17 protein-coding genes and 2 pseudogenes are annotated in these 19,581 nt (G+C 71.0%); 10 read left to right on the forward strand and 9 right to left on the reverse strand.

What is annotated here, in order from left to right; translation table 11 throughout:
- Positions 1-76 precede the first annotated feature (76 nt).
- A complete protein-coding gene (locus EDD92_RS37070) occupies positions 77-703 on the forward strand; it encodes a winged helix-turn-helix transcriptional regulator (protein WP_123968346.1) in 627 nt (208 codons plus the stop codon).
- 42 nt (positions 704-745) lie between these two features.
- Here the strand turns inward: EDD92_RS37070 and EDD92_RS37075 are convergent, their stop codons facing one another.
- The 3 genes from EDD92_RS37075 to EDD92_RS37085 are packed head-to-tail and all read right to left on the reverse strand — an operon-like array spanning position 746 to position 4,382.
- Positions 746-1,555, reverse strand: coding sequence for a hypothetical protein (locus tag EDD92_RS37075; RefSeq protein WP_123968347.1), 810 nt, complete (start codon positions 1,553-1,555; stop codon positions 746-748).
- Positions 1,555-2,826, reverse strand: a complete 1,272-nt coding sequence (locus EDD92_RS37080; protein ID WP_123968348.1) for a VWA domain-containing protein — start codon at positions 2,824-2,826, stop codon at positions 1,555-1,557. Before EDD92_RS37080 ends, EDD92_RS37075 begins: the two co-directional genes overlap by 1 nt.
- Before the next feature lie 44 nt (positions 2,827-2,870).
- The gene (locus tag EDD92_RS37085) at positions 2,871-4,382 is read right to left on the reverse strand and encodes an IucA/IucC family protein (protein ID WP_123968349.1); all 1,512 of its coding nucleotides are present in this window, start codon (positions 4,380-4,382) and stop codon (positions 2,871-2,873) included.
- 102 nt (positions 4,383-4,484) lie between these two features.
- Between EDD92_RS37085 and EDD92_RS37090 the strand changes: the two genes are divergently transcribed.
- A complete protein-coding gene (locus EDD92_RS37090) occupies positions 4,485-6,131 on the forward strand; it encodes an IucA/IucC family protein (protein WP_399185511.1) in 1,647 nt (548 codons plus the stop codon).
- Positions 6,132-6,257: 126 nt separating this feature from the next.
- On the opposite strand, the pseudogene EDD92_RS37095 reads toward EDD92_RS37090, so the two are convergent.
- From EDD92_RS37095 to EDD92_RS37110, 5 genes and pseudogenes are all read right to left on the reverse strand, one after another.
- Positions 6,258-7,124 (reverse strand): annotated as a pseudogene (locus tag EDD92_RS37095) (macrolide family glycosyltransferase); the annotation flags it as partial.
- Positions 7,031-7,567 carry a patatin-like phospholipase family protein gene (locus EDD92_RS52515; protein ID WP_399185513.1) on the reverse strand — a complete coding sequence of 179 codons (537 nt, stop codon included), beginning with the start codon at positions 7,565-7,567 and terminating at the stop codon, positions 7,031-7,033. The pseudogene EDD92_RS37095 and the gene EDD92_RS52515, both read right to left, overlap by 94 nt.
- Positions 7,568-7,658: 91 nt before the next feature.
- A pseudogene (locus EDD92_RS52520) lies at positions 7,659-7,940 on the reverse strand (patatin-like phospholipase family protein); the annotation flags it as partial.
- A gap of 79 nt (positions 7,941-8,019) precedes the next feature.
- Positions 8,020-8,553, reverse strand: coding sequence for a DUF5134 domain-containing protein (locus EDD92_RS37105; protein WP_123968350.1), 534 nt, complete (start codon positions 8,551-8,553; stop codon positions 8,020-8,022).
- Between the two features lie 99 nt (positions 8,554-8,652).
- Positions 8,653-9,096: a cupin domain-containing protein gene (locus tag EDD92_RS37110; protein WP_123968351.1), complete on the reverse strand. Its 444-nt coding sequence runs from the start codon at positions 9,094-9,096 to the stop codon at positions 8,653-8,655.
- A 221-nt stretch (positions 9,097-9,317) separates the two neighbouring features.
- Here EDD92_RS37110 and EDD92_RS37115 point away from each other — a divergent pair, with 221 nt between their 5' ends.
- The 8 genes from EDD92_RS37115 to EDD92_RS37150 all read left to right on the forward strand — a co-directional run bounded on the left by EDD92_RS37115 (position 9,318) and on the right by EDD92_RS37150 (position 18,030).
- Complete coding sequence (locus EDD92_RS37115; RefSeq protein ID WP_123968352.1) at positions 9,318-10,058, forward strand: SDR family oxidoreductase; 741 nt, start codon at positions 9,318-9,320, stop codon at positions 10,056-10,058.
- Positions 10,059-10,110: 52 nt separating this feature from the next.
- On the forward strand, positions 10,111-12,762 hold the full coding sequence (gene aceE, locus EDD92_RS37120) for a pyruvate dehydrogenase (acetyl-transferring), homodimeric type (protein WP_123968353.1): 2,652 nt from the start codon (positions 10,111-10,113) through the stop codon (positions 12,760-12,762).
- Complete coding sequence (locus tag EDD92_RS37125) at positions 12,759-13,526, forward strand: methyltransferase (RefSeq protein WP_123968354.1); 768 nt, start codon at positions 12,759-12,761, stop codon at positions 13,524-13,526. The genes aceE and EDD92_RS37125 overlap by 4 nt, the downstream gene beginning before the upstream one ends.
- Positions 13,527-13,606: 80 nt before the next feature.
- The gene (locus EDD92_RS37130; protein ID WP_399184815.1) at positions 13,607-14,521 is read left to right on the forward strand and encodes an RNA polymerase sigma-70 factor; all 915 of its coding nucleotides are present in this window, start codon (positions 13,607-13,609) and stop codon (positions 14,519-14,521) included.
- Positions 14,522-14,598: 77 nt separating this feature from the next.
- A complete protein-coding gene (locus tag EDD92_RS37135; RefSeq protein ID WP_123968355.1) occupies positions 14,599-15,096 on the forward strand; it encodes an Ohr family peroxiredoxin in 498 nt (165 codons plus the stop codon).
- A 107-nt stretch (positions 15,097-15,203) separates the two neighbouring features.
- A complete protein-coding gene (locus tag EDD92_RS37140; RefSeq protein ID WP_185124475.1) occupies positions 15,204-16,904 on the forward strand; it encodes an FAD-dependent oxidoreductase in 1,701 nt (566 codons plus the stop codon).
- Between the two features lie 84 nt (positions 16,905-16,988).
- Positions 16,989-17,735 (forward strand): SDR family oxidoreductase, encoded by a 747-nt coding sequence (locus tag EDD92_RS37145; RefSeq protein WP_123968357.1) that lies wholly within the window; start codon positions 16,989-16,991, stop codon positions 17,733-17,735.
- Positions 17,736-17,817: 82 nt separating this feature from the next.
- Complete coding sequence (locus EDD92_RS37150; protein ID WP_123968358.1) at positions 17,818-18,030, forward strand: hypothetical protein; 213 nt, start codon at positions 17,818-17,820, stop codon at positions 18,028-18,030.
- A gap of 583 nt (positions 18,031-18,613) precedes the next feature.
- On the opposite strand, the gene EDD92_RS37155 is transcribed toward EDD92_RS37150, so the two are convergent.
- Entirely contained in the window at positions 18,614-19,282 is a 669-nt protein-coding gene (locus EDD92_RS37155) for a sigma-70 family RNA polymerase sigma factor (protein ID WP_185124241.1), read from the reverse strand.
- Positions 19,283-19,581: the final 299 nt, after the last annotated feature.

Genomic DNA, 19,581 nt, shown 5'->3' on the forward strand with positions numbered 1-19,581 from the left:
CCTCCGGTTTCGTGTGTTGCTTGGTTTTACCAAGTTCGAGCTTGGAAAGTCCAACAACATGTCTAGACTGCGTCGCATGTCACGACGCCGAAGCTACGACCAGTACTGTTCCGCCGCCCGCGCCCTCGATCTCGTCGGTGACCGCTGGACCCTGCTGATCGTCCGCGAGCTCCTGGCGGGCCCGCGCCGCTACACGGACCTGCACGCGGATCTGCCGGGCGTCAGCACAGACGTACTCGCCTCACGGCTGAAGGACATGGAACGCGACGGGCTCAGCACTCGCCGCCGGCTGCCCCCGCCCGGCGCGGCCTACGTCTACGAACTCACCCCGCGCGGGCGGGAGTTGCTGCCAGTGCTGCAGGCGCTGAGCCTGTGGGGCCAGGGGGAGCTGGGGGAGCGACGGCCCACGGACGCCCTGCGCGCCCACTGGTTCGCGCTGCCCTTGCTGCGCTCGCTGGAGGGGGAGGGGCTGGTCGAGGTCCGGCTGGAGGAGGGGGACTTTCATCTCTACGTCGGCGCCGAGGACGGGCCGTTGTACGGCGACGGGCCCGCCCCCGGAGAGCCCGACGCGCGGCTGGCCTTGGACGCGGAGACGGGCGCGGCCCTCGCGCGTGGGGAGCTGAGCCTTCCCGAGGTGGTGCGGCAGGGTCGGGTCACCGTCACCGGCGAGGGCACCCCGGCGAAGGCGCTGCGCGAGGCCTGAGACGGCAGAAGGCCCGCTTGTGGCGGGCCTTCTGTTGGGGCGTCAGGCGCCTGGTGGCACCCGCGAGGGCCGTCCCGAACCGCGTGTCAGCGCATACCCGCCGACGCCGGCGAGTGCGGCCAGCATGCCGCCGATCGCGGTCCACACCCACCGGTCCGACCACCAGCCGGACGCCCAGCCGTCCTCGGGCTCGATGCTCGACAGCACGGCGGACTTGGACGAATCCCCGTCCTCCGCCTCGGACTTGGAGGTCACCGCGATCCCCGGTACCAGCGGTTTCGCCAGCGATCCGTCCACCGCCGCCGAGCCGCCGATGTCCTTGGAGCCGACCCGGACCGAGGCGCGGATCGGCTGGCCGAGGTCGGCCGGCGCCAGGTTCACCACCGTCAGCCGTATGTAGTACGTCCCCGGCAGCGGGTCATCGGCCCACGGCTCCGACCAGGCGCGCACGGTGCGCAGGGTGCAGGCCAGGTCGACCGAGGGCGTGCCCTGGGCCGCGGTGCGCGTCTGCGCCCCGTACTGGCAGGCCTGGCGGCGCCGCAGTCCGTCGTACACGTCGATCTGCCACGTCTGCGCGGCATGCGTGTCCGGCAGCTTCACCGTCGCCTCGACGGTGGGGCGCTGACCGGCATCCGCGGGGAACGACCAGTACAGGTAGTCGCCCGCGGAGCCGACCGCCGTGGCCTGCTGCCCCTGCTCGAACTCGGTCGCCGTACGGAAGGACGTACCCGCCGAGGTCGGCGCCGAGCTGCCGTCGGAGGCGCTCGGCGACGGCGAGGAGTCCGCGACGGCCGGGGAGACGGTCAGTCCGAACAGCAGCGCAGCCGCGCCCAACACACGTGTGATCCGCATCAGTTGGTCCTCCAGACCGCGACCCGCCAGCGCGACAGCCAGCCCCAGATCAGACCGGCCAGGAAGCCGACCAGCACCAGTACGCCAAGTAGCCACCAGCCGCGGCCGAGGCCGAAGGAGGCCACGTCGCCCGAGTGGGACGGGCCGTCGACCACGTCCACGGTCAGCTCCAGCGGCAGACCGGGCGTGGTCTTCACACCGGAGGCCGCCGAGAAGGAGTTGGTGACCTGAAGGCACACAGTCTCCGCGGCGGGCTTGTCGCTGTCGTCGTCCCGCTCGGGCTTGGGGTAGCGCAGGCCGGTGGAGATGACGTCCGTACGACCGTTGCCCGCGGCCTCCCCGCGCACGATCTCGCGGCCGTGCACGGTGACGGCCCGCAGCAGCGCCCCGTAGTCCGGACCGACGGCCCGGTCGGCCGCCACGCTCACCGAGGCACGCAACTCCTGTCCCGCCATGACCTCCACGCGGTACCAGCGCTGCTGCCCGAACTCCTCGCGGTCGGTGAACAGACCCGACTTCAGGGTCGGCGCGTCCGTGCACTGCGCGGCGCCCTCGGTGGCGACCGGAGTCACCACGGGGTCGGCCGCCCGGTCCACCAACTGGTTGACCTTGTCGGTGAGTTCGGCGGTGTGCTCGACCGAGGTGTAGGTGCCGCCGGTCGCCTCGGCGATGCAGCTGAGCTGCTTGTTCAGCTTGGTGTCGGGGACCAGGCCGAGGGTGTCGATGGTCATGCCGATGCCCTTGGCGGCGATCTCGCGGGCCACCTCGCACGGGTCGAGCGGGGCGCACGTGTCCTCGCCGTCGGTGATCAGCACGATCCGCTTGGAGCCGTCGCCGCTCTGCAGGTCGTCGGCCGCCTTGAGGAGGGCCGGGCCGATCGGGGTCCAGCCGGTGGGCGAGAGGGTCGCGACCGCCGTCTTGGCCTCGGTGCGGTCCAGCGCGCTGACCGGGTAGAGCTGCGCGGTGTCCTTGCAGCCCGTCTTGCGGTCGTTGCCCGGGTAGTTCGCGCCGAGCGTGCGGATGCCGAGCTGGACCTCCTCGGGCGTCGCGTCGAGCACCTCGTTGAACGCCTGCTTCGCCGCGGCCATCCGGGTCCCGCCGTCGATGTCCCGGGTCCGCATGGAACCGCTGACGTCGAGGACGAGATCGACCTTCGCGGTCGCCTCGCCCGTGGGTTCGCCGGCGGTCGCCGCGGCCGGGAAGGCCATCCCGGCCGCCAGGGCGGCGAGCAGGGCGCACACCCCAGCTGCCAGCCGTTGTCTTCTGATCATCGGCGGATCTTATTGATCAGAGGTGCCGCGCTCCAAAACGAGCGTCAGCGGGCCTGCGGGCGCAGGGGATTGGGCAGCTCAGCCCACTGGTCACCGGGAGTCCCCGGCGACATCCGCATCAGCGTCAGCGCCTTCGCGGGCAGCGGCTCTTCGAGCAGCGTGCGCAGGTCGGGGGTGCGCGGCAGATCCCGTACGGCCGTCTCCAGCGCCGTCCCGAGGGCCTGCGCCGAACCCGCCGTACCGGCCAGGGCGCCCGCCACCAGCGACCCGAACAGCTTGCGCCGCAGCGTCGTGACGTCGTCCGTGACGATCCGTCCGGACAGGTCCGGGGCCGGGATGCCGTGCCGGGCCAGCCGTGCCGGGCTGACGCGGATGTCGGCGAGATCGCGGTACACCAGCCGCAGCGGGGCACCCGTCGCCGACAGGACGACCAGGAGGTTCTGGCCGTGCGCCTCAAGAGCCACACCCAGCTCCAGCAGGCGCAGGCCCACGGTGAGGGTGAGGCGGGTGAAGTCGGCGAGCCAGGCAGGGGATTCGGGCAACGCGGTGGTGGCGAGCGCGGCCACCGGCACGACCCGCTCGCCGCGGGCCGTCGAGGCGTACGTCTGCGGCGACTCCCGCAACACAGCGGCCAGGTCCGCGGACTCGGCCGAGGCCGCACCCAACGTGCGCGTGACGTGCAGCAGGCCGTCGGAGCGCGCCGCCAGTGACTCCGCGAACGCCGACAACGTCGCCGACAGCGCGATCGAGTAGAGCGAGATGTCCCGCACCGAGGACGTCAGCCGGGCACTCAGCGCCGTCTTGACATGCGGACCGCCGGGCACCGCGAGCGTGCGCAGGGACATCAGCGGGTGCGCGGTGAGCCGCTCGTCGCAGGTCCGCTTCAGCACATGCGCCGCCTGCCACGGGTGCACCGGCAGCAACAGCCGTTCCCCGTCCCTCATGTCGTCCGGCCACACCCCCGTCACCAGGCACTCGTCGACCCGGACCGGCAGCATCCCCAGCTCGACCCGCGGCCGGTGCTCCGGCCCGTAGGCCAGCTGCTCGGCCACCGAGAAACCGGGCCGGGAACGGCAGCCCGGATGGAAGGGGTGCCCGTCGACCACCCGCTGCTCCCACTCCCAGTCCTGCGCGGGCCACTCGTCCGTGGGGCGCTCCTGACCGGCCCGCGACAGCGCCAACGACGCCACGCTGTGCCCGAGTTCGGCCGCGAAGTCGACGCAGTGCGGCACCGCGAGGTCGGTCATGAGCCGCGCCGGATGGTCGTACGCCACGCTGTCCAGATGTACGGCGGTGACGTAGGCGGCGGTGGCGTACGGATCCGCGGCCGGCCCGTGCAGCCGGCGCCCGTCGCGAAGACGCAGGGTCAGGCCCTCCCGGTCCCGGTCCCGGCCGGTGATCCACGGCAGCGGCTCATGGGCGAGCGCCCGCCACAGCCGGGTCAGCACGGCCGCCCGGGCACCGGGCAGCTCGGCCGCGTACCGTGACTCAAGCGCGGGGCGTACGGCGGCCAGCTCGTCGGCGACGTCGGCCTCCGCGGGGTGGGGACGGTGCACGGGCGGGCTCCTCGGGTACGAGTAGGGCGTCACGGACGGGAGGTGACGGCATACATACTGATCGTCTCCGCCCGAACGGACCTCAGGGAACGAGTGGATCGCGTGGATCTCATCCCCCCGCATGCCGGTGACGACCCCGCCGACCGTGCCGACGCATACGCGGCCGCACCGCTCCTCAACTGCCTGCTGCGCGAGGTGGCGGAGCCGATCATGGAACCGGCCGCGCCCCGCCCGGCCGGGCTGTCCGGCGCGGGTGCCGGGGCGAGCAGCGGGTCCGCGTGGTCCGGTCCGGACATCGCGACCGACGGCGCGCCCGTGTGGTTCGGCCTGGACCCTGCGACCGACGGCGCGCCCGTGCCGTCCGCCCCGGACACCCGCGCCCTCCGCACGTACCGCCTGCCCGGCACCGGCCGCCTGCTCCGGGTGCGCGGGGAGCGGCGGCCCGCCGACCCCGAGGTCTTCGCCGCCGGCCACTGGCACCACATCGGGCACACCGAACTCGTCAAGCTCGTCGCCGAGGAACTGCGCCGCCACACGGGCCTGTCCAACCACGAACTCCCCGCCGAGATGATCGACAGCCGGGACGCCGTGGCCGCACTGCTGGCCGCCCGAGCCAGGGCTACGGCGCCCGAGGACCCGTACCAGTGCTCCGAGCAGTCCCTGATCACCGGCCATCCCTACCACCCGGCCCCCAAGGCACGCGGCGGCGGCCCGGTCGCCGGATGGCTGCCGTACGCCCCCGAGGCCCACGCCCGCTTCCCGCTGGTGCTGCTCGGCGTGCGTGAGGACCTGGTCGTCGAGGAGGGCGACACCGCGGCGCTGGACGCCCTCGGCGAGGCCCCGCCCGGCTACCGCCTGCTGCCGGCCCACCCCTGGCAGCTCGACCTCCTGGACCTCGCGCCCGCCTTCGCCGACGGCCGCCTGATCCGGCTGGGTACGACCGGCTTCGAGGCCTGGCCGACGGCCGCGATCCGTACCCTCCACGTCCCCGGGCGCGACCTCTTCCTGAAGTTCAGCCTCGACGTCCGCATCACCAACGACATCCGGCGGCTGTGGCGCCACGACCTGCTGAAGCTCCGCCGGACGGACACGGCGGCGGCCGCCGCCATCGCCGCAATGGACGGCCCGGCGGCCTGGCTCGGCGACCGCGGCTACCGCACCGCCGACTTCGCCTTCGAGGAACTCGCCGTCCTGGTCCGCGACGGACTGCGCCCCCATCTGCTGCCCGGCGCGACCCCGCTGCTCGCCGCGGGCCTGGTGGAGGGCTTCGCGGGCAGCCCGCTCGACGGGACCTCCGACCCGGAGGCCTGGTGGGAGGCGTACCTGAGGGCCGTCGTGCCCCCGGCCCTGGCCGCCTTCGCCGACCACGGCGTCGTACTCGAAGCCCACCTGCAGAACACGCTGGTCGCCGTCGACACGGACGGCACCCCGGTACAGGCGCTGTTCCGGGACGCCGAGGGTGTGAAGCTCCTGCCGGACGTGTCGCGCGAGGCCGGATGGGAACGGCTGGTCTACTGCCTGGTCGTCAACCACCTCACGGAGGTCGCCGCCGCCCTGGCCGAACGTCACCCCGGCCTCGACCCCTGGCCCGCCGCACGCCGCGAACTCGCCCGCCACGACCTCCCCGAGACGGCCGCCCTGCTCACCGCACCGACCCTCCCCGGCAAGACGAACCTGCTGCTGCGCTGGACGGGCGCGGACGGCGCGGACGCCCGCTACCTGCCGCTGCCGAATCCGCTGGCCGGGTGAAGGCCGGCCTACATGCCCTGGCGGGTGTGCTGCGCGATGTGACTGCTGTTCGATACGTGACCCCGTTGCGGTCCGGTGGCTCCGTGCCCGGAGTGCGGCTGCCCGGAATTGGGGGTCGTGGAGCAGTTGCCGGGCGAGGAGGTGCACCGAGCCCCTTGCGACGTCCTGGGTACGGATCGACAGGCCGGCGCCGAGCTCGACGACGCGCCGGGCCACCATCGGCTGATCGGCACCCTGGGGGACCACCAGCAGTGGAACCCCGGCGTACATGGCCTCGTTGACGCTGTTCATCCCGCCGTGGGTGACGAACAGCGCCGCGCGGGCCAGCACCTCCGGTTGGGGCACGGAGCGGCGGCCGAGCACGTTGGCCGGCAACGGACCCAGTGCTTCGGGGTCGGTCTGCCCGGTGGAGACGATCACGGTGCCGCCCAGCGGGGCGAGCGCGGTGGCCAGGCTGCGCAGCAACTGGGGGTCGGCGTTGGACACAGTGCCCAGCGAGGCGAACAGCACCGGGTCCCGCAGCCGGTCGGCGGGGAAGGACGGGTCGGCCGGTCGGGCGCCGATGCTGGGGCCGACGAACCGGTAGGACTGGTCGAAGTCCTCGACGGCAGGCTGGAACGGCCGTGAGGTGTAGACCAGGTTGAGTGGCTGGCGGATGTTCGCGAGGTCGAGCAGAGGCAGTCCGCGCGCGTCGAAACGGCGGTGCAGCGCCCAGCGGGACCGTAGGTAGCCCTGGACACTGCGGGGTTGGGCCGTCGCCGCGGTCAGCAGGTCCCAGGAGCCACGGGTGGGGCTGGGGACGTGCCGGTTGAGGGCGAACGTGGTGAACGAGGAGGCGGCCGGCACCCCGAGTTCGTGGGCAGCCACCGCACCCCACAGACAGGCACTGTCGTGGACGATCAGGTCGGGTCCCGCGCGGCGCAGGTCGGTGAGCACAGCGGGCAGCAACTCGACGGCGGTGCTCGCGAGTGACTCCATCCATGTGACCGGCGTAGGGGGATCGGGGAAGGGCTGGTCGCCGCCGGGGTACAGGTACACGGTCGCGCCGGCACCCACGGTGCGGGCCAGGCTTCGATGCCGGTCGGCAGTACGACGGTCGGGAGGTGCCGGGACACCTCGTGCAGATCACGCTCGATCTGGTGGTGCAACAGCGGCAGCCCGGCCCTGGCGGCGATCGCACTGGCGCGCCGGCGCGGAACGGTGGGGCGCAACGGCGAGCTCTCCGGCCCGGTTGCCACCACGACCACGCTGGCTGCCCCGGCCTGCAGGGCCGCCAGCACCGGGACATAGGCGATCAGCCCGCCGTCGATGAGCATCCGGCCCGCACGGTCCACCGGGGGAAGCATCCCGGGGATGGCTGCGCCGGCCAGCAGCGCGGACTCGAGGTCCCCGCGGTCGAGCAGTACCGGAGCACCGGTGACCAGGTCCGTGGCCACCGCCGTGAACGGGACCGCCAACTTCCTCGATGCGCGACGGCAGCCCGGCCCGGGCGATCAGCCGACGCAGGCCGCGATCGGTGAACACGCTGGTCCGTGAGGACAGATAGCCGAGCGGATACACGTCACGGCGACGCAACTGGGTCCACACGTGCTCCAGCCAGGGCGCGGCCCGGTGGGGGTGGGCGGCCGCGATGGCCCCGTTGAGGGCACCCACCGACGTTCCGATGATCATGTCCGGGACGAACCCATGGCGCTCCAGCGCGTACCCGACACCGATGTGGGCCGCCCCGAGCACGCCACTGGCGCCCACCACCACGGCCACGGGACGGGGAAGGGTGTGCAGACCCGCCGTCCCAGGGTTTCCCCTCATGATCCACCTTTTTCGCCATGACGTGTGACACCGTTGGCCACCGACCTTCCGGGACAAGACAGGTGTCCGGTGCTCCGTGTCAGTGATGCATGAGCAGTACGATGGCCATGCCCATGGCCGTCGATCCGTGCCAGAAGCGCTCGCAGGGCCCGCCGAGGTCGGTGGAGATGCCGACGCTGCCCGGATCCCCGCGCAGCGTGGGCATGTCCCGGGTCAGCGACCGGAGAGCGTAGGCCAGCAGACAGAGCACCAGCACGCCGGTGACCACGTCGCCGGTCCGCGCGTCCGTCACGCCGCCGTGCCGCACCGGCATCCACGCCATGGCGACCATGCCGACCGCGTGCGGCGACCTGCGCACGAGGCCGACCAGTCTGGGGCCACGGAGGCCGAGGACCGCGGTCAACGGGAACCACAGTGCCGCGGCGGCGAAGAAGAAGGTCGTCCGCCCTGGTACCGGCCCTCCGCCCATCCCGTGCCACGGCATCACCGCCATGGCCGAGGCCATCACGGTGTGCAGCAGACTGTCACCTCGGCCCCGCCATCCGGACCCTCGTGCGAGCACGGCCTGCCGCAGCGCGTAAACGGCCGCGGCCGCGAACAGAGCTGTCAGCATGCCGTGCACGACATCAGTGGCGCCCACGCCTCACCACGCCCTCCCACGGAGCGGACGGGTTCCTTCGCAACCGCCTTGTAGAGGGCGGGCAGTGCGCGGTCAGTCGGTGGGCCGTGGGGCGCGGAGATGGGCCCGCTGGGCCAGTTCCTCCTCCTCGACCAGTTCCACCATGGGCCTGCCCGGCGCGCACAGCATCGTCACGACGAACCGGGTGCGCGCGTCGGGCAGCGCGTTGCCGTCCTGGTAGTGGATCGCGTCGCCGCCCGGTTCCCAGAAGGTGCCGCCCGCCTCGATCACGCGCTCGGGCTCGCCCTCGAGCTCGAAGCGGACGGCGCCCTCGAGGACGTAGCCGAACGCCGGTCCCGGGTGGCGGTGGGGCGGGGTTCCCGGGTCTCCGGGCTCCCACTCGACGAAGATGGTCATCGCTGACGCGCCCTCAGGGACCGTGAGCGGAGCGGTGTCCTGCAGCATCTTCGCCGCCGTCTTCCATCCCTCCGACTGGGTCTGCACTCCGGTCCCCTGCGCTGAGTCCTTGTCCGACATGTGTCGGCCTCCCTTGGATCCACCTGGATTCACCCGGCCATGACCGCCATGGCCCTCTCCAGTGATGACCGGACTCCGGACGGATCTGTGACACCGGCGACCACATCAGTGTCACAACGTTGGCACGAGTCCTGTCCTAGGTGTTGTGAGGGACCGACATCACCGCCCCCTCACGAAGCCATCAGCGGGGTCACCGACCCCTCGACGGGAAGGGGCCCGGAATGCGAGTCGTTGTAGCAGGAGCCACCGGTCTGATCGGTTCCAGGGCGGTCGCCAGGCTTCGGGACCACGGTGTGGAGGTCGTACGCCTGTCACGCGGTGAAGGCGTCGACGTCACGACCGGGCAGGGCCTCGACGAGGCCCTGCGCGGCGCCGATGCAGTGGTGGACGTCACCGACACGCCCTCCCGCGGGGAACTGGAGAGCCTGGAGTTCTTCGGCACGGCGACCCACAACCTGCTGGAGGCCGCCGCGAGGGCGGGCGCCGGACATCACGTGATCCTTTCCATCGTGGGGGCCGAACGCCTGAGGGCGGGCTACTTCCGCGCGAAGGCGCTGCAGGAGGAGCAGGTGCGGCGCTCGCCGATGCCCTACTCCATCGTGCGTGCGACGCCGTTCTTCGAGTCGGTGGAGTACATGTCGCGCGCGGCGACGTACGGAGACGTCGTCCATGTCGCGCCCGTCCTGATCCGTCCCGTGTCGGCGGACGACGTCGCCGCCACGGTCGCCCATGTCGCCGTGGGAGTACCGCTGTTCGGTGTTCTGGAGGTCGCCGGCCCGGAAGAGCACCGCCTCGACGATCTCACCGCGAAGCTGCTGGCCGCGCGCGGCTACCTGCCGGACGTGGTCTCCGATGCCCACACCCCGTTCTTCGGAGCGACGCTCGGGCAGCGGGCGCTGCTGCCCGGGGCGGACGCCCACCTGGGGCACGAATCCTTCTCCGAGTGGCTCGCGCGGCGATGACGTCGTCGGCACCCAACCGTCTCCCCGCACCACGCCCCGACAGGAAACACTCATGAGCGAGCTCGACCAACTACCCGACCAGGACACCGAGGAGACCGCCGAATGGCAGGCGTCGCTCGACGCCGTCGTGCGGAACGCGGGGCCGGAACGGGCCGTGTACCTGCTGCGACGTGTGCACGAGTTCGCGGCCCGGTCCGGTGTGTCCCTTCCCGGGCTCCTGACCTCCGACTACATCAACACCATCCCGGCGTCGGCGCAGCCGGCCTTTCCCGGTGACGTCGCCATGGAGTCCAGGATCACCGCCCTGAACCGGTGGAACGCGGCGGCGATGGTGACCCGCGGCTCCCGCTTCGGGCTCGGCGGCCACATCTCCACCTACGCTTCGGCGGCCTGGCTGTACGAGATCGGATTCCACCACTTCTTCCAGGGCAAGGACGGGGCCGGCTCGGGCGACCAGCTGTACTTCCAGGGGCATGCCTCGCCCGGCATCTACGCCCGTGTGTTCCTCGAAGGGCGCCTGAGCGAGGCGCAGTTGGACGGTTTCCGGCGGGAGGCCGATGGCCATGGGCTGCCGTCCTACCCGCACCCCCGACGGCTGCCGTGGCTGTGGGAGTTCCCGACCGTGTCCATGGGCCTCGGTCCGCTCGCCGCCGTCTACCAGGCCCGGTTCAACCGCTACCTGCACGCCCGCGGCATCAAGGACACCTCCGCGTCGCGCGTGTGGGCCTTCCTCGGGGACGGCGAGACGGACGAGCCGGAATCGACGGCCGCGCTGGCGCTCGCCGCCCGCGAGCGTCTCGACAACCTCACCTTCGTCGTCAACTGCAACCTGCAGCGCCTGGACGGGCCCGTGCGGCCGAACTCCAAGATCGTGCAGGAACTCGAGGCCAGGTTCCGCGGTGCGGGCTGGAACGTGGTCAAGTCCCTCTGGGGCGAGGCTTGGGACCCCGTCCTGAGGCAGGACACCACCGGTGCCCTGGTCCACCGCCTCGGCGAGGTGCCCGACGCCCAGCTGCAGACGTACGCCGTCCGGGACGCCACGTACATCCGCGAACACTTCTTCATGGGCGACGCGCTCTCCGGTCTCGCCGCCGGGCTGAGCGACAGCCTGCTGACCGAGTTGTTCGAGAACTCCCGGGGTGGGCACGAACCGCTCAAGGTCTACGCCGCCTACCGGGCCGCTGTCGAGCACCGGGGCGCGCCGACGGTCGTCCTCGCCCAGACGGTGAAGGGGCACACGCTCGGCTCGGCCTTCGAGTCGCGCAACGCCAACCACCAGATGAAGAAGCTGACCATGGCGCAGTTCCGCGAGATGCGTGACGTGCTCGAACTCCCCATCCCCGACAGCGCGTTGAGCGGCGATCTGGTGCCGTACTGGCACCCGGGCGAGAACTCGGAGGAGGTGCGGTATCTGCGTGAGCGGCGAGCGGCGCTGGGCGGTCCGGCCCCGGTGCGCAGGGTGGTGGCCAAGCCGCTGAAGCAGCCGCCGGCCCGTCCCTTCGAAGCGCTGGACAAAGGCTTCGGCCATCAGGAGGTGGCCACCACCATGGCCCTGGTCCGGCTGGTCAAGGACCTGATGCGCGATGAGGAGACGGGACCGCGCTGGGTGCCGATCATCCCGGACGAGGCCCGCACGTTCGGCATGGAGTCGCTGTTCCCGACGGCCGGGATCTACTCGGCGGACGGCCCGACCTATGAACCGGTGGACGCGGACCAGCTGCTCTACTACCGGGAGGCCAGGAACGGCCAGTTGATCGACGAGGGCATCACCGAGGCCGGTTCCATGGCCGAGTTCACCGCCGCGGCGACGTCTTACGCCACCCACGGCGAACCCATGATCCCGTTCTACATCTTCTACGCCATGTTCGGCTTCCAGCGCACCGGCGACCAGTTCTGGGCGCTCGCCGACCAGATGGGGCGCGGGTTCGTCATCGGGGCGACGGCAGGCCGTACGACGATGACGGGCGAGGGACTGCAGCACGCCGACGGGCATTCCCATCTGCTGGCGTCCACGAATCCGGCCGCCGTGAGCTACGACCCGGCGTTCGCATACGAGATCGCGGTGATCGTGCGGGAGGGGCTGCGCCGCATGTACGGCGACCGGCCCGAGGACGTCTTCTACTACCTGACGGTCTACAACGAGCCCAGGGAGCAGCCGGCGATGCCCGCCGGGCCCGGGATCGAGGAAGGCATCCTGCGGGGCATCTACCGGTTCCGGCAGGCCGAGCCCGCCGGAACAGAACCACAGATCCAGCTGCTGGCCTCCGGTACGGCCATCCACTGGGCGCTGAACGCCCAGGAGTTGCTGCTGTCCCAGTGGGGCGTCCATGCCGACGTCTGGTCGGTGACCTCCTGGACGGAACTGCGCCGCGACGCGCTGGACGCCGACCGCGCGATGCTGCGGGGCGAGGAACGCGTCCCCTATGTGACGGCGGCGCTCGCGGACGCGCCCGGACCGGTGCTGGCGGTCAGCGACTGGATGCGGCAGGTGCCCGACCAGATCAGCCAGTGGGTCGGTCACGACTACTCGTCGCTGGGAACGGACGGGTTCGGGCTGTCGGACACCCGGGACGCCGTAAGGCGCTATTTCCGCGTGGACGCCGAGTCGATCGTCGTCGCCGCCCTGGACCGGCTGGCGCGCGCCGGCTCGGTCAGCCCGGAGGCGGTCGGGCAGGCACGGGAGTGGTACGGATGGCGCGGGTGACCATCGTGAACCCGCCGCCGGTGGATGCTCCCGGGCGGGAGCATCAGGACGCCTATGCGGTCAGTGCGGAGTTCTACGACGTTCTGCAGGCGGAGCGGGACGAGGCCCGGGTGCACTCGCTCTACCGCGACGACGTGCGCAGGGCCCGCGTCGGTGTGCTGGACGTCGGCGCGGGCACCGGGCGTGTCACGCTGATGAGTCTCCTGGAGTCACGGGTCCCCGTGCACGCGGTGGAGCCCGCCCGGTCCATGCGTTCCCCGCTGATGACGCGTCTGGCGTCCCTGGGCGCGGAGCTCACGACGCGGGTGACCGTGCATCCGCAGGTGCTCGAGGAGGCGGGGCTGCACGGGGTCGCGGACGTGGCCGTGTGCCACAACACTGTTGCCTGTCTGCACCCGACGTCGCGCCGGGCGCTGTGGCCGGCCGTCGCCGAGGCGCTCGTGCCCACAGGGGCGTTGCTCGTCCAGCTCCCACCGGCTCGCCTGCCGCGTCGCAAGACCACCCATGTGCTGCCGGTCCGGACGGTCGGCCGGCACGAGTACGGGGGCCGCATGGTGACGTCGGCCGACGTGGACCGGATCCGGGCACGATTCGACTATTGGGTGCGCGGGGACGGGCGGGTGCTGCGCCGGCACAACGAGACGTTCTGGATGTGGCCGGCCTCCCGTGTGGAGATGATCGCGGAACTGGAGGAAGCAGGTTTCATCGCCCTGCCCGAACGGCCGGATCCGTCCGTGCTGGCCGTACGACTGGCACGACAATGACGTGCTCCGCCCGGTCGTGACCCGCCTGCGTACCATGGACCGGCGCTTGCGCGAACGGGTCGGAACTGAAGGCGGCACGCATGGGTATGAGGGACGGCACGGACTCCCTCGACGGCACGGACTCCCTCGACGAGGCGACGAAGGTGTTCATGGCGGTGCGGCCCCAGCTCTTCGGCATCGCCTACCGCGTGCTCGGCAGCACCGCGGAGGCCGAGGACGTCCTCCAGGAGGCGTGGCTGCGCTGGCAGCACACCGACCGTGGCGTGGTCCGCGAGCCGAAGGCGTTCCTCGCCACCGTCACCGCCCGGCTGGCCATCAACCTCGCCCAGTCCGCCAGGGTGCGCCGCGAGTCGTACACCGGTCCCTGGCTGCCGGAACCGATCGACACGCGCGCCGATCCGCAGTTGGGTGCCGAACGGGCCGAGGCCCTCGACCTGGCGGTCCTCTTCCTCCTCGAGAAACTGAACCCCGTGGAACGGGCCGCCTATGTGCTGCGGGAAGCCTTCGACTACCCCTACCAGCAGATCGCGGACATGCTGGAGACCAGCGAGGCCAACACGCGCCAGCTGGTGAGCCGCGCGCGCAAGCGCATCTCCTCGGAGCGCCGCAAGCCTGTCGACGCCACCGAGCACCGACGGCTGATGGAGGTGTTCCTCACCGCGGCGCAGACCGGAGATCTGGCCGTGCTGGAGGACATCCTCACCGAGGACGTGGTCAGCTACACCGACGGGAACGGGCTGCGCGGGGCGTCCCGGATTCCGGTCGTCGGCCCGGTGCACGTCGCCAGGTACCTTGCCGCCTTCGGCCCGCGCTTCTGGCCGCGGAAGGAGATCCACTGGGTCGAGGCCAACGGCGGGCCGGCCGCCCTCGTCTCGGCCGGCGGGACGGCCGTGGTCCTGCTGACCCTCGACATCTCCGAGCGCGGCATCGAGCGGGCCATGTGGGTCATGAATCCGGAGAAACTGGCACGTTACGTGGCATCGCTCGGCAACTGAACAGGCCGGATCGTCACACCACCGGGCGCTCGTCGGTCAACCAGTGGTCCGAGACCCCACACACAGAGGTGCGCTCGATGACCGAGCCGATCCAGCCGCCCGACCTGTCCACCGAGAAGGACTTCGACGGGGACTCCTTCGCTCCCCTCTACACCACGACCGTGACCGTGACCGGCGGGACGGCGGCCCACGGGAGAGCCTCGGGGAGGGCACGCTCGGACGACGGAATCCTCGACCTCGACCTGCGCCTGCCCGCCGAACTGGGCGGAGACGGCCGGGGAACCAACCCCGAGCAGCTGTTCGCCGCCGGGTTCGCGGCCTGCTTCCACGGCGCGCTGAGCCTCGTCGCACGACAGGCCGCGCTCGACCCCACCGCGATATCCGTCGAAGCGACCGTGTCGTTCGGCCGCAGTCCGCAGGACGGCGGGTACGTCCTGCACATCGACCTGGTCGTCGGCTGGCCGGGCGTCACCCCTGAGATCGCCACCCCGCTCCTGCAGCGGGCCGACGCACTGTGCCCCTACGCGAGGATGGCCTGGCACGGCACGCCGACCACCATCACGCTGGCCTCCTGAAGCCACGACGGTGGTGTCACAGATCGCGGGACTGCCCGGTCGTACTGGATGAAGACCCAAGCGATCGGAGTGGGACCGTGGCTGTCACCGAACAACGTCTTGCCACCATGGTGCTGGTGATCGGCACCGGAGGTGCCGGTCTGCGCGCGGCGATCGAACTTGCCGAGGCCGGCATCGACGTCCTCGCCGTCGGCAAGCGGCCCAAGGAGGACGCCCATACTTCACTGGCGGCCGGCGGCATCAACGCGGCGCTGGCCACCATGGACCCCGAGGACAGCTGGCAGCAGCACGCCGCCGACACCCTCAAGGAGAGCTACCTCCTCGCCGATCCCCGCACCGTGGAGATCGTCACCCAGGGCGCCGCCCGGGGCATCGACGACCTGGAGCGCTACGGCATGGCCTTCGCCCGTGAGGAGGACGGCCGGATCTCGCAGCGCTTCTTCGGCGCGCACAAGTTCCGCAGGACCGCCTTCGCCGGTGACTACACCGGCCTGGAGATCCAGCGGACGCTGATCAGGCGTGCGGAGCAGCTCGACATCCCGGTGCTGGAAGGGGTGTACATCACCCGGCTGCTGGTGCACGAGGGCGCCGTGTTCGGCGCGTACGGCTTCGACCTCACCAGCGGCAGGCGCTACCTGATCCACGCCGACGCCGTCGTCCTGGCCGCCGGCGGCCACACCCGCATCTGGCGGCGCACCTCATCGCGGCGCGACGAGAACACGGGGGACTCCTTCAGGCTGGCCGTGGAGGCCGGGGCCCGGCTGCGCGACGCCGAACTGGTCCAGTTCCACCCGTCCGGGATCATCGAGCCGGAGAACGCGGCCGGCACCCTGGTCAGCGAAGCCGCCCGCGGTGAGGGCGGCATCCTGCGCAACGCACTCGGCGAGCGCTTCATGGCCCGCTACGACCCCGAGCGCATGGAGCTGTCCACCCGCGACCGCGTGGCCCTGGCCGCGTACACGGAGATCAAGGAGGGGCGGGGCACGCCCAAGGGAGGTGTGTGGCTCGACGTCTCGCACCTGCCCCGGCAGACGATCATGACGCGTCTGCCCCGCGTCTACCAGACCCTGCTGGACCTGCAGATGCTGGACATCACCCGAGAGCCGATCGAGATCGCGCCCACGGCGCACTACTCGATGGGCGGGGTGTGGGTGCGGCCGGAGGACCACAGCACGGACGTCCGTGGCCTGTACGCCATCGGTGAGGCGTCGAGCGGGCTGCACGGGGCCAACCGTCTCGGTGGCAACAGCCTCATCGAGCTGCTGGTGTTCGGCCGCCTCACCGGGCAGGCCGCCGCCGCGTATTCGCAGTCCCTGAAGGCACAGCCGCGGTCGGCGTCGGCCATCGCCCAGGCCCGCGCGGAGATCGACGAACTCCTCGCCGCCGACGGGCCGGAGAACGTCCGCGCTCTGCAACGCGCCATCCGCAACACCATGACTGAGCACGCGGGCGTCGTACGCGACGAAGACGGCCTGCGCGCAGGACTGGCGGAACTCGCGGTGATCGAGAAGAGGATGCAGGACGTCGGCATCCACCCGGACATCGCCGGATATCAGGACCTCGCGCACGCCTTCGACCTCAGGTCCGCTGCGCTGGCGGCCCGGGCCACCCTCGAATCGGCGCTGGAGCGCCGGGAGACGCGTGGCTGTCACAACCGCAGCGACTACCCCGGCCTGGATTCCGCTCTGCAGGTGAATCTCGTGTGGTCCCCGACGACGGGCGTCACCCGGGAGAGTATTCCGGCCGTCCCCGACGAGATTTCCTCCCTGATGGAGGACGTCTCGACCACGGGAAAACTCGTCGAATAGAAGGTGTCACAGACAGAGCCGGTTCCCGGTCTCTACTGATACAGGCATCAGGGAAACCAAAATAAACTCGAAAGGAATTCCGTCATGAAGGTCGTAGTGATCGGTGGAACCGGGCTCATCGGCTCGAAGGTGGTCGCCGGGCTCGGCGAGCACGGGCACGAGGCGGTCGCGGCGTCGCCCAACACCGGCGTCAACACGCTGACGGGCGAGGGGCTGGCCGAGGTCCTGCAGGGTGCGTCGGTGGTGGTCGACGTGTCGAACTCGCCCTCGTTCGAGGACGAGGCCGTCATGGAGTTCTTCCGCACCTCGACGACCAATCTGCTGAAGGCGGAGACCCAGGCCGGCGTGGCGCATCACGTGGCGCTGTCCGTGGTCGGCACCGACCGCCTGCAGGGGAGCGGGTACTTCCGCGCCAAGCAGGTCCAGGAAGACCTGATCAAGGCGTCCGGCAACACCTACTCCATCGTCCACGCCACCCAGTTCTTCGAGTTCGCGAAGGGACTCGCCGACGGGCTCACCGAGGGTGACACCGTGCATCTGCCCGACGCCAAGATCCAGCCCATCGTCTCCGACGACGTGGCCGCGGCCGTCGCCCGCACCGCGGTCGGCGCCCCGGTGGGCGGCGTGGTGGAGGTCGGCGGCCCCGACGTGTTCCAGCTGGAGGAGTTCATCCGCATGGGGCTGACCGCCCTGGACGACCCGCGCAAGATCGTCACGGATCCGCAGGCGACGTACTGGGGTGCTCCGCTGCAGGAGAACACGCTCCTGCCCGGCCCGGACGCGCACATCGCCGGGACCAGGTTCGCCGACTGGCTCGCACGGCAGAAGTAATTCCTCGGGGTGGCCCTCTCCGAAAGGAGAGGGCCACCATTGCCCGTTGACGACCGGCACGCCCCTTCATTACAGCAGGTAAATGGCTCGCGCTGCTCAAAAACAAATTCATGGAGACACGATGTCCGTAATCGCTGAGGACCGCGTCGATGTTGCTGCCACATTCGAATCGCTGACCGCCGAAGCCGCCGAGCTTCGTACCCGGGTCACGGAACTGCGCCAGGAACTCGCGGACCTCGGCGAGCGCATGAACGTCATCTCAACCGCACTGAACCGGCATGCGGCCTGCCGCTGATCTCCTCGGCCGGAGCACGGCCGCCGCCCTGTCGAAGGCGGGCGCCCGGGTTGCTTTGGCGAGATGCTGATCCTGAAACTGGACGGGGCCGACTGTCGGCCGGTGCAGGACGCGGCGGAGGTGGCCGTCGGGCGCTTCTAGGCGCTGGACATCCTGGTGAACGACGTGGGCGTCATGCTGAGCGGACCGATCCCGGTGCCGACACCGGGGAGTGGACGAGCATGCCCGCCACCGAACGGCTCCATGTACGCCGTCCACACAGTCCTGCTCACCTGCCGGGAGCCCTGCCGGGGAGCGAGGGTGCCGCGGTGCAGATCTCCTTGACTCGCGTCGTACGGCCACGGCCGAGAGCGTTGTGCAGCGGCCATCAGGTTCGGGATCACTACCTCCTCAGAGGCGTTGCGGCAGGAGACGACGGCGCGGGGGGTACGCGTCGTCGACGTCGAGCCTGGATTCGTCGCGACGGAGCTGAGCCCGAGGACAGCGCCGATGTTCCTGTACGCCGTCACCCGGCCCGAGCGCGTCGCCGTCGACGAGATCCATGCGCCCGCCCGGCCAGACCCGCTGATACCTGCCGCAGCGGTCACCGCTGATCGCCGGCATCGGTCGACAGCACCCTTTCCAGGTGCCTGAGGTCACCGGTCTGGGCCGCCGAGAAGAATGCCTGAACGAGACGCCGGTGCGCGACGGAGTCGACCTGCTGCCTGCGGCGGTCCCCGGTGAGACGCCGCTGGGCGCGTGCGACCTGCTGCCTCGAGTTGACGACGCTGAGGTGCAGGATCTCGGCGATCCGGTCGTACGGATAGCCGAAGCCCTCCCGCAGGAGGTACGCGGCGCGTTGCCTCGGAGTCAGGGTCTCCATCAGCAGGAGAACCGCTCGCTCGACGGCGTCCTGTCGCTCGGCCACCTCCTCAGGGCCCGCGTGGTGGTCCATCCGCTCCGGGAGCGAGGGGCTGTCACACGACTCCCGACGCTTCCAGGCGGACTGCACGACGTTGATGGCCAGCCGGACGGTCGTCGTTCTGAGCAGTGCCGGCGGATTGGAGACGGCCGTGCGGTCGGCGTCCTGCCACCGCAGCCACGTCTCCTGGATGACGTCCTCGGCTTCGTGCGCGTTCCCGACGATCTGCCTGGCGAGGGTGAGCAGTCCGGGCCTGGCCTGCACGAACACCCAGGTCGCGTCGTCCAGCGCGATGACGGATGTGCCCGCAGTCTCCCGGTTCTGCCCGGTCTTGGTCAGATGTGTGTCCATGTCCGGCTCCTCTGCTTCGTGGGTCAGCAGCTCGAAGGGCAGCCGGCACCAATGTCGCGCCCGAGGGCAGCCCGGCGCGCCCTTGGAAGGCCGTAGGGGACTGCGTGGTCTGCGTGGGTGGTCCGTGGCCGACCCGTCCGGACCGTCGTTGCGGACGGCACTCGATCCACCACGTTCACTCAAAGTCGGAAGTTTTCCGCTTTCACAGCCGTTTACGATGGATCCGGCTCGCCTCGGTCGCACCATGGCCGCCGTGATCCAGCTACGCACCGGCCGACGCGCCGCCTGGAGCATCTGAC

The organism is Streptomyces sp. TLI_185, assembly GCF_003814765.1.
Taxonomy (GTDB): domain Bacteria; phylum Actinomycetota; class Actinomycetes; order Streptomycetales; family Streptomycetaceae; genus Streptomyces.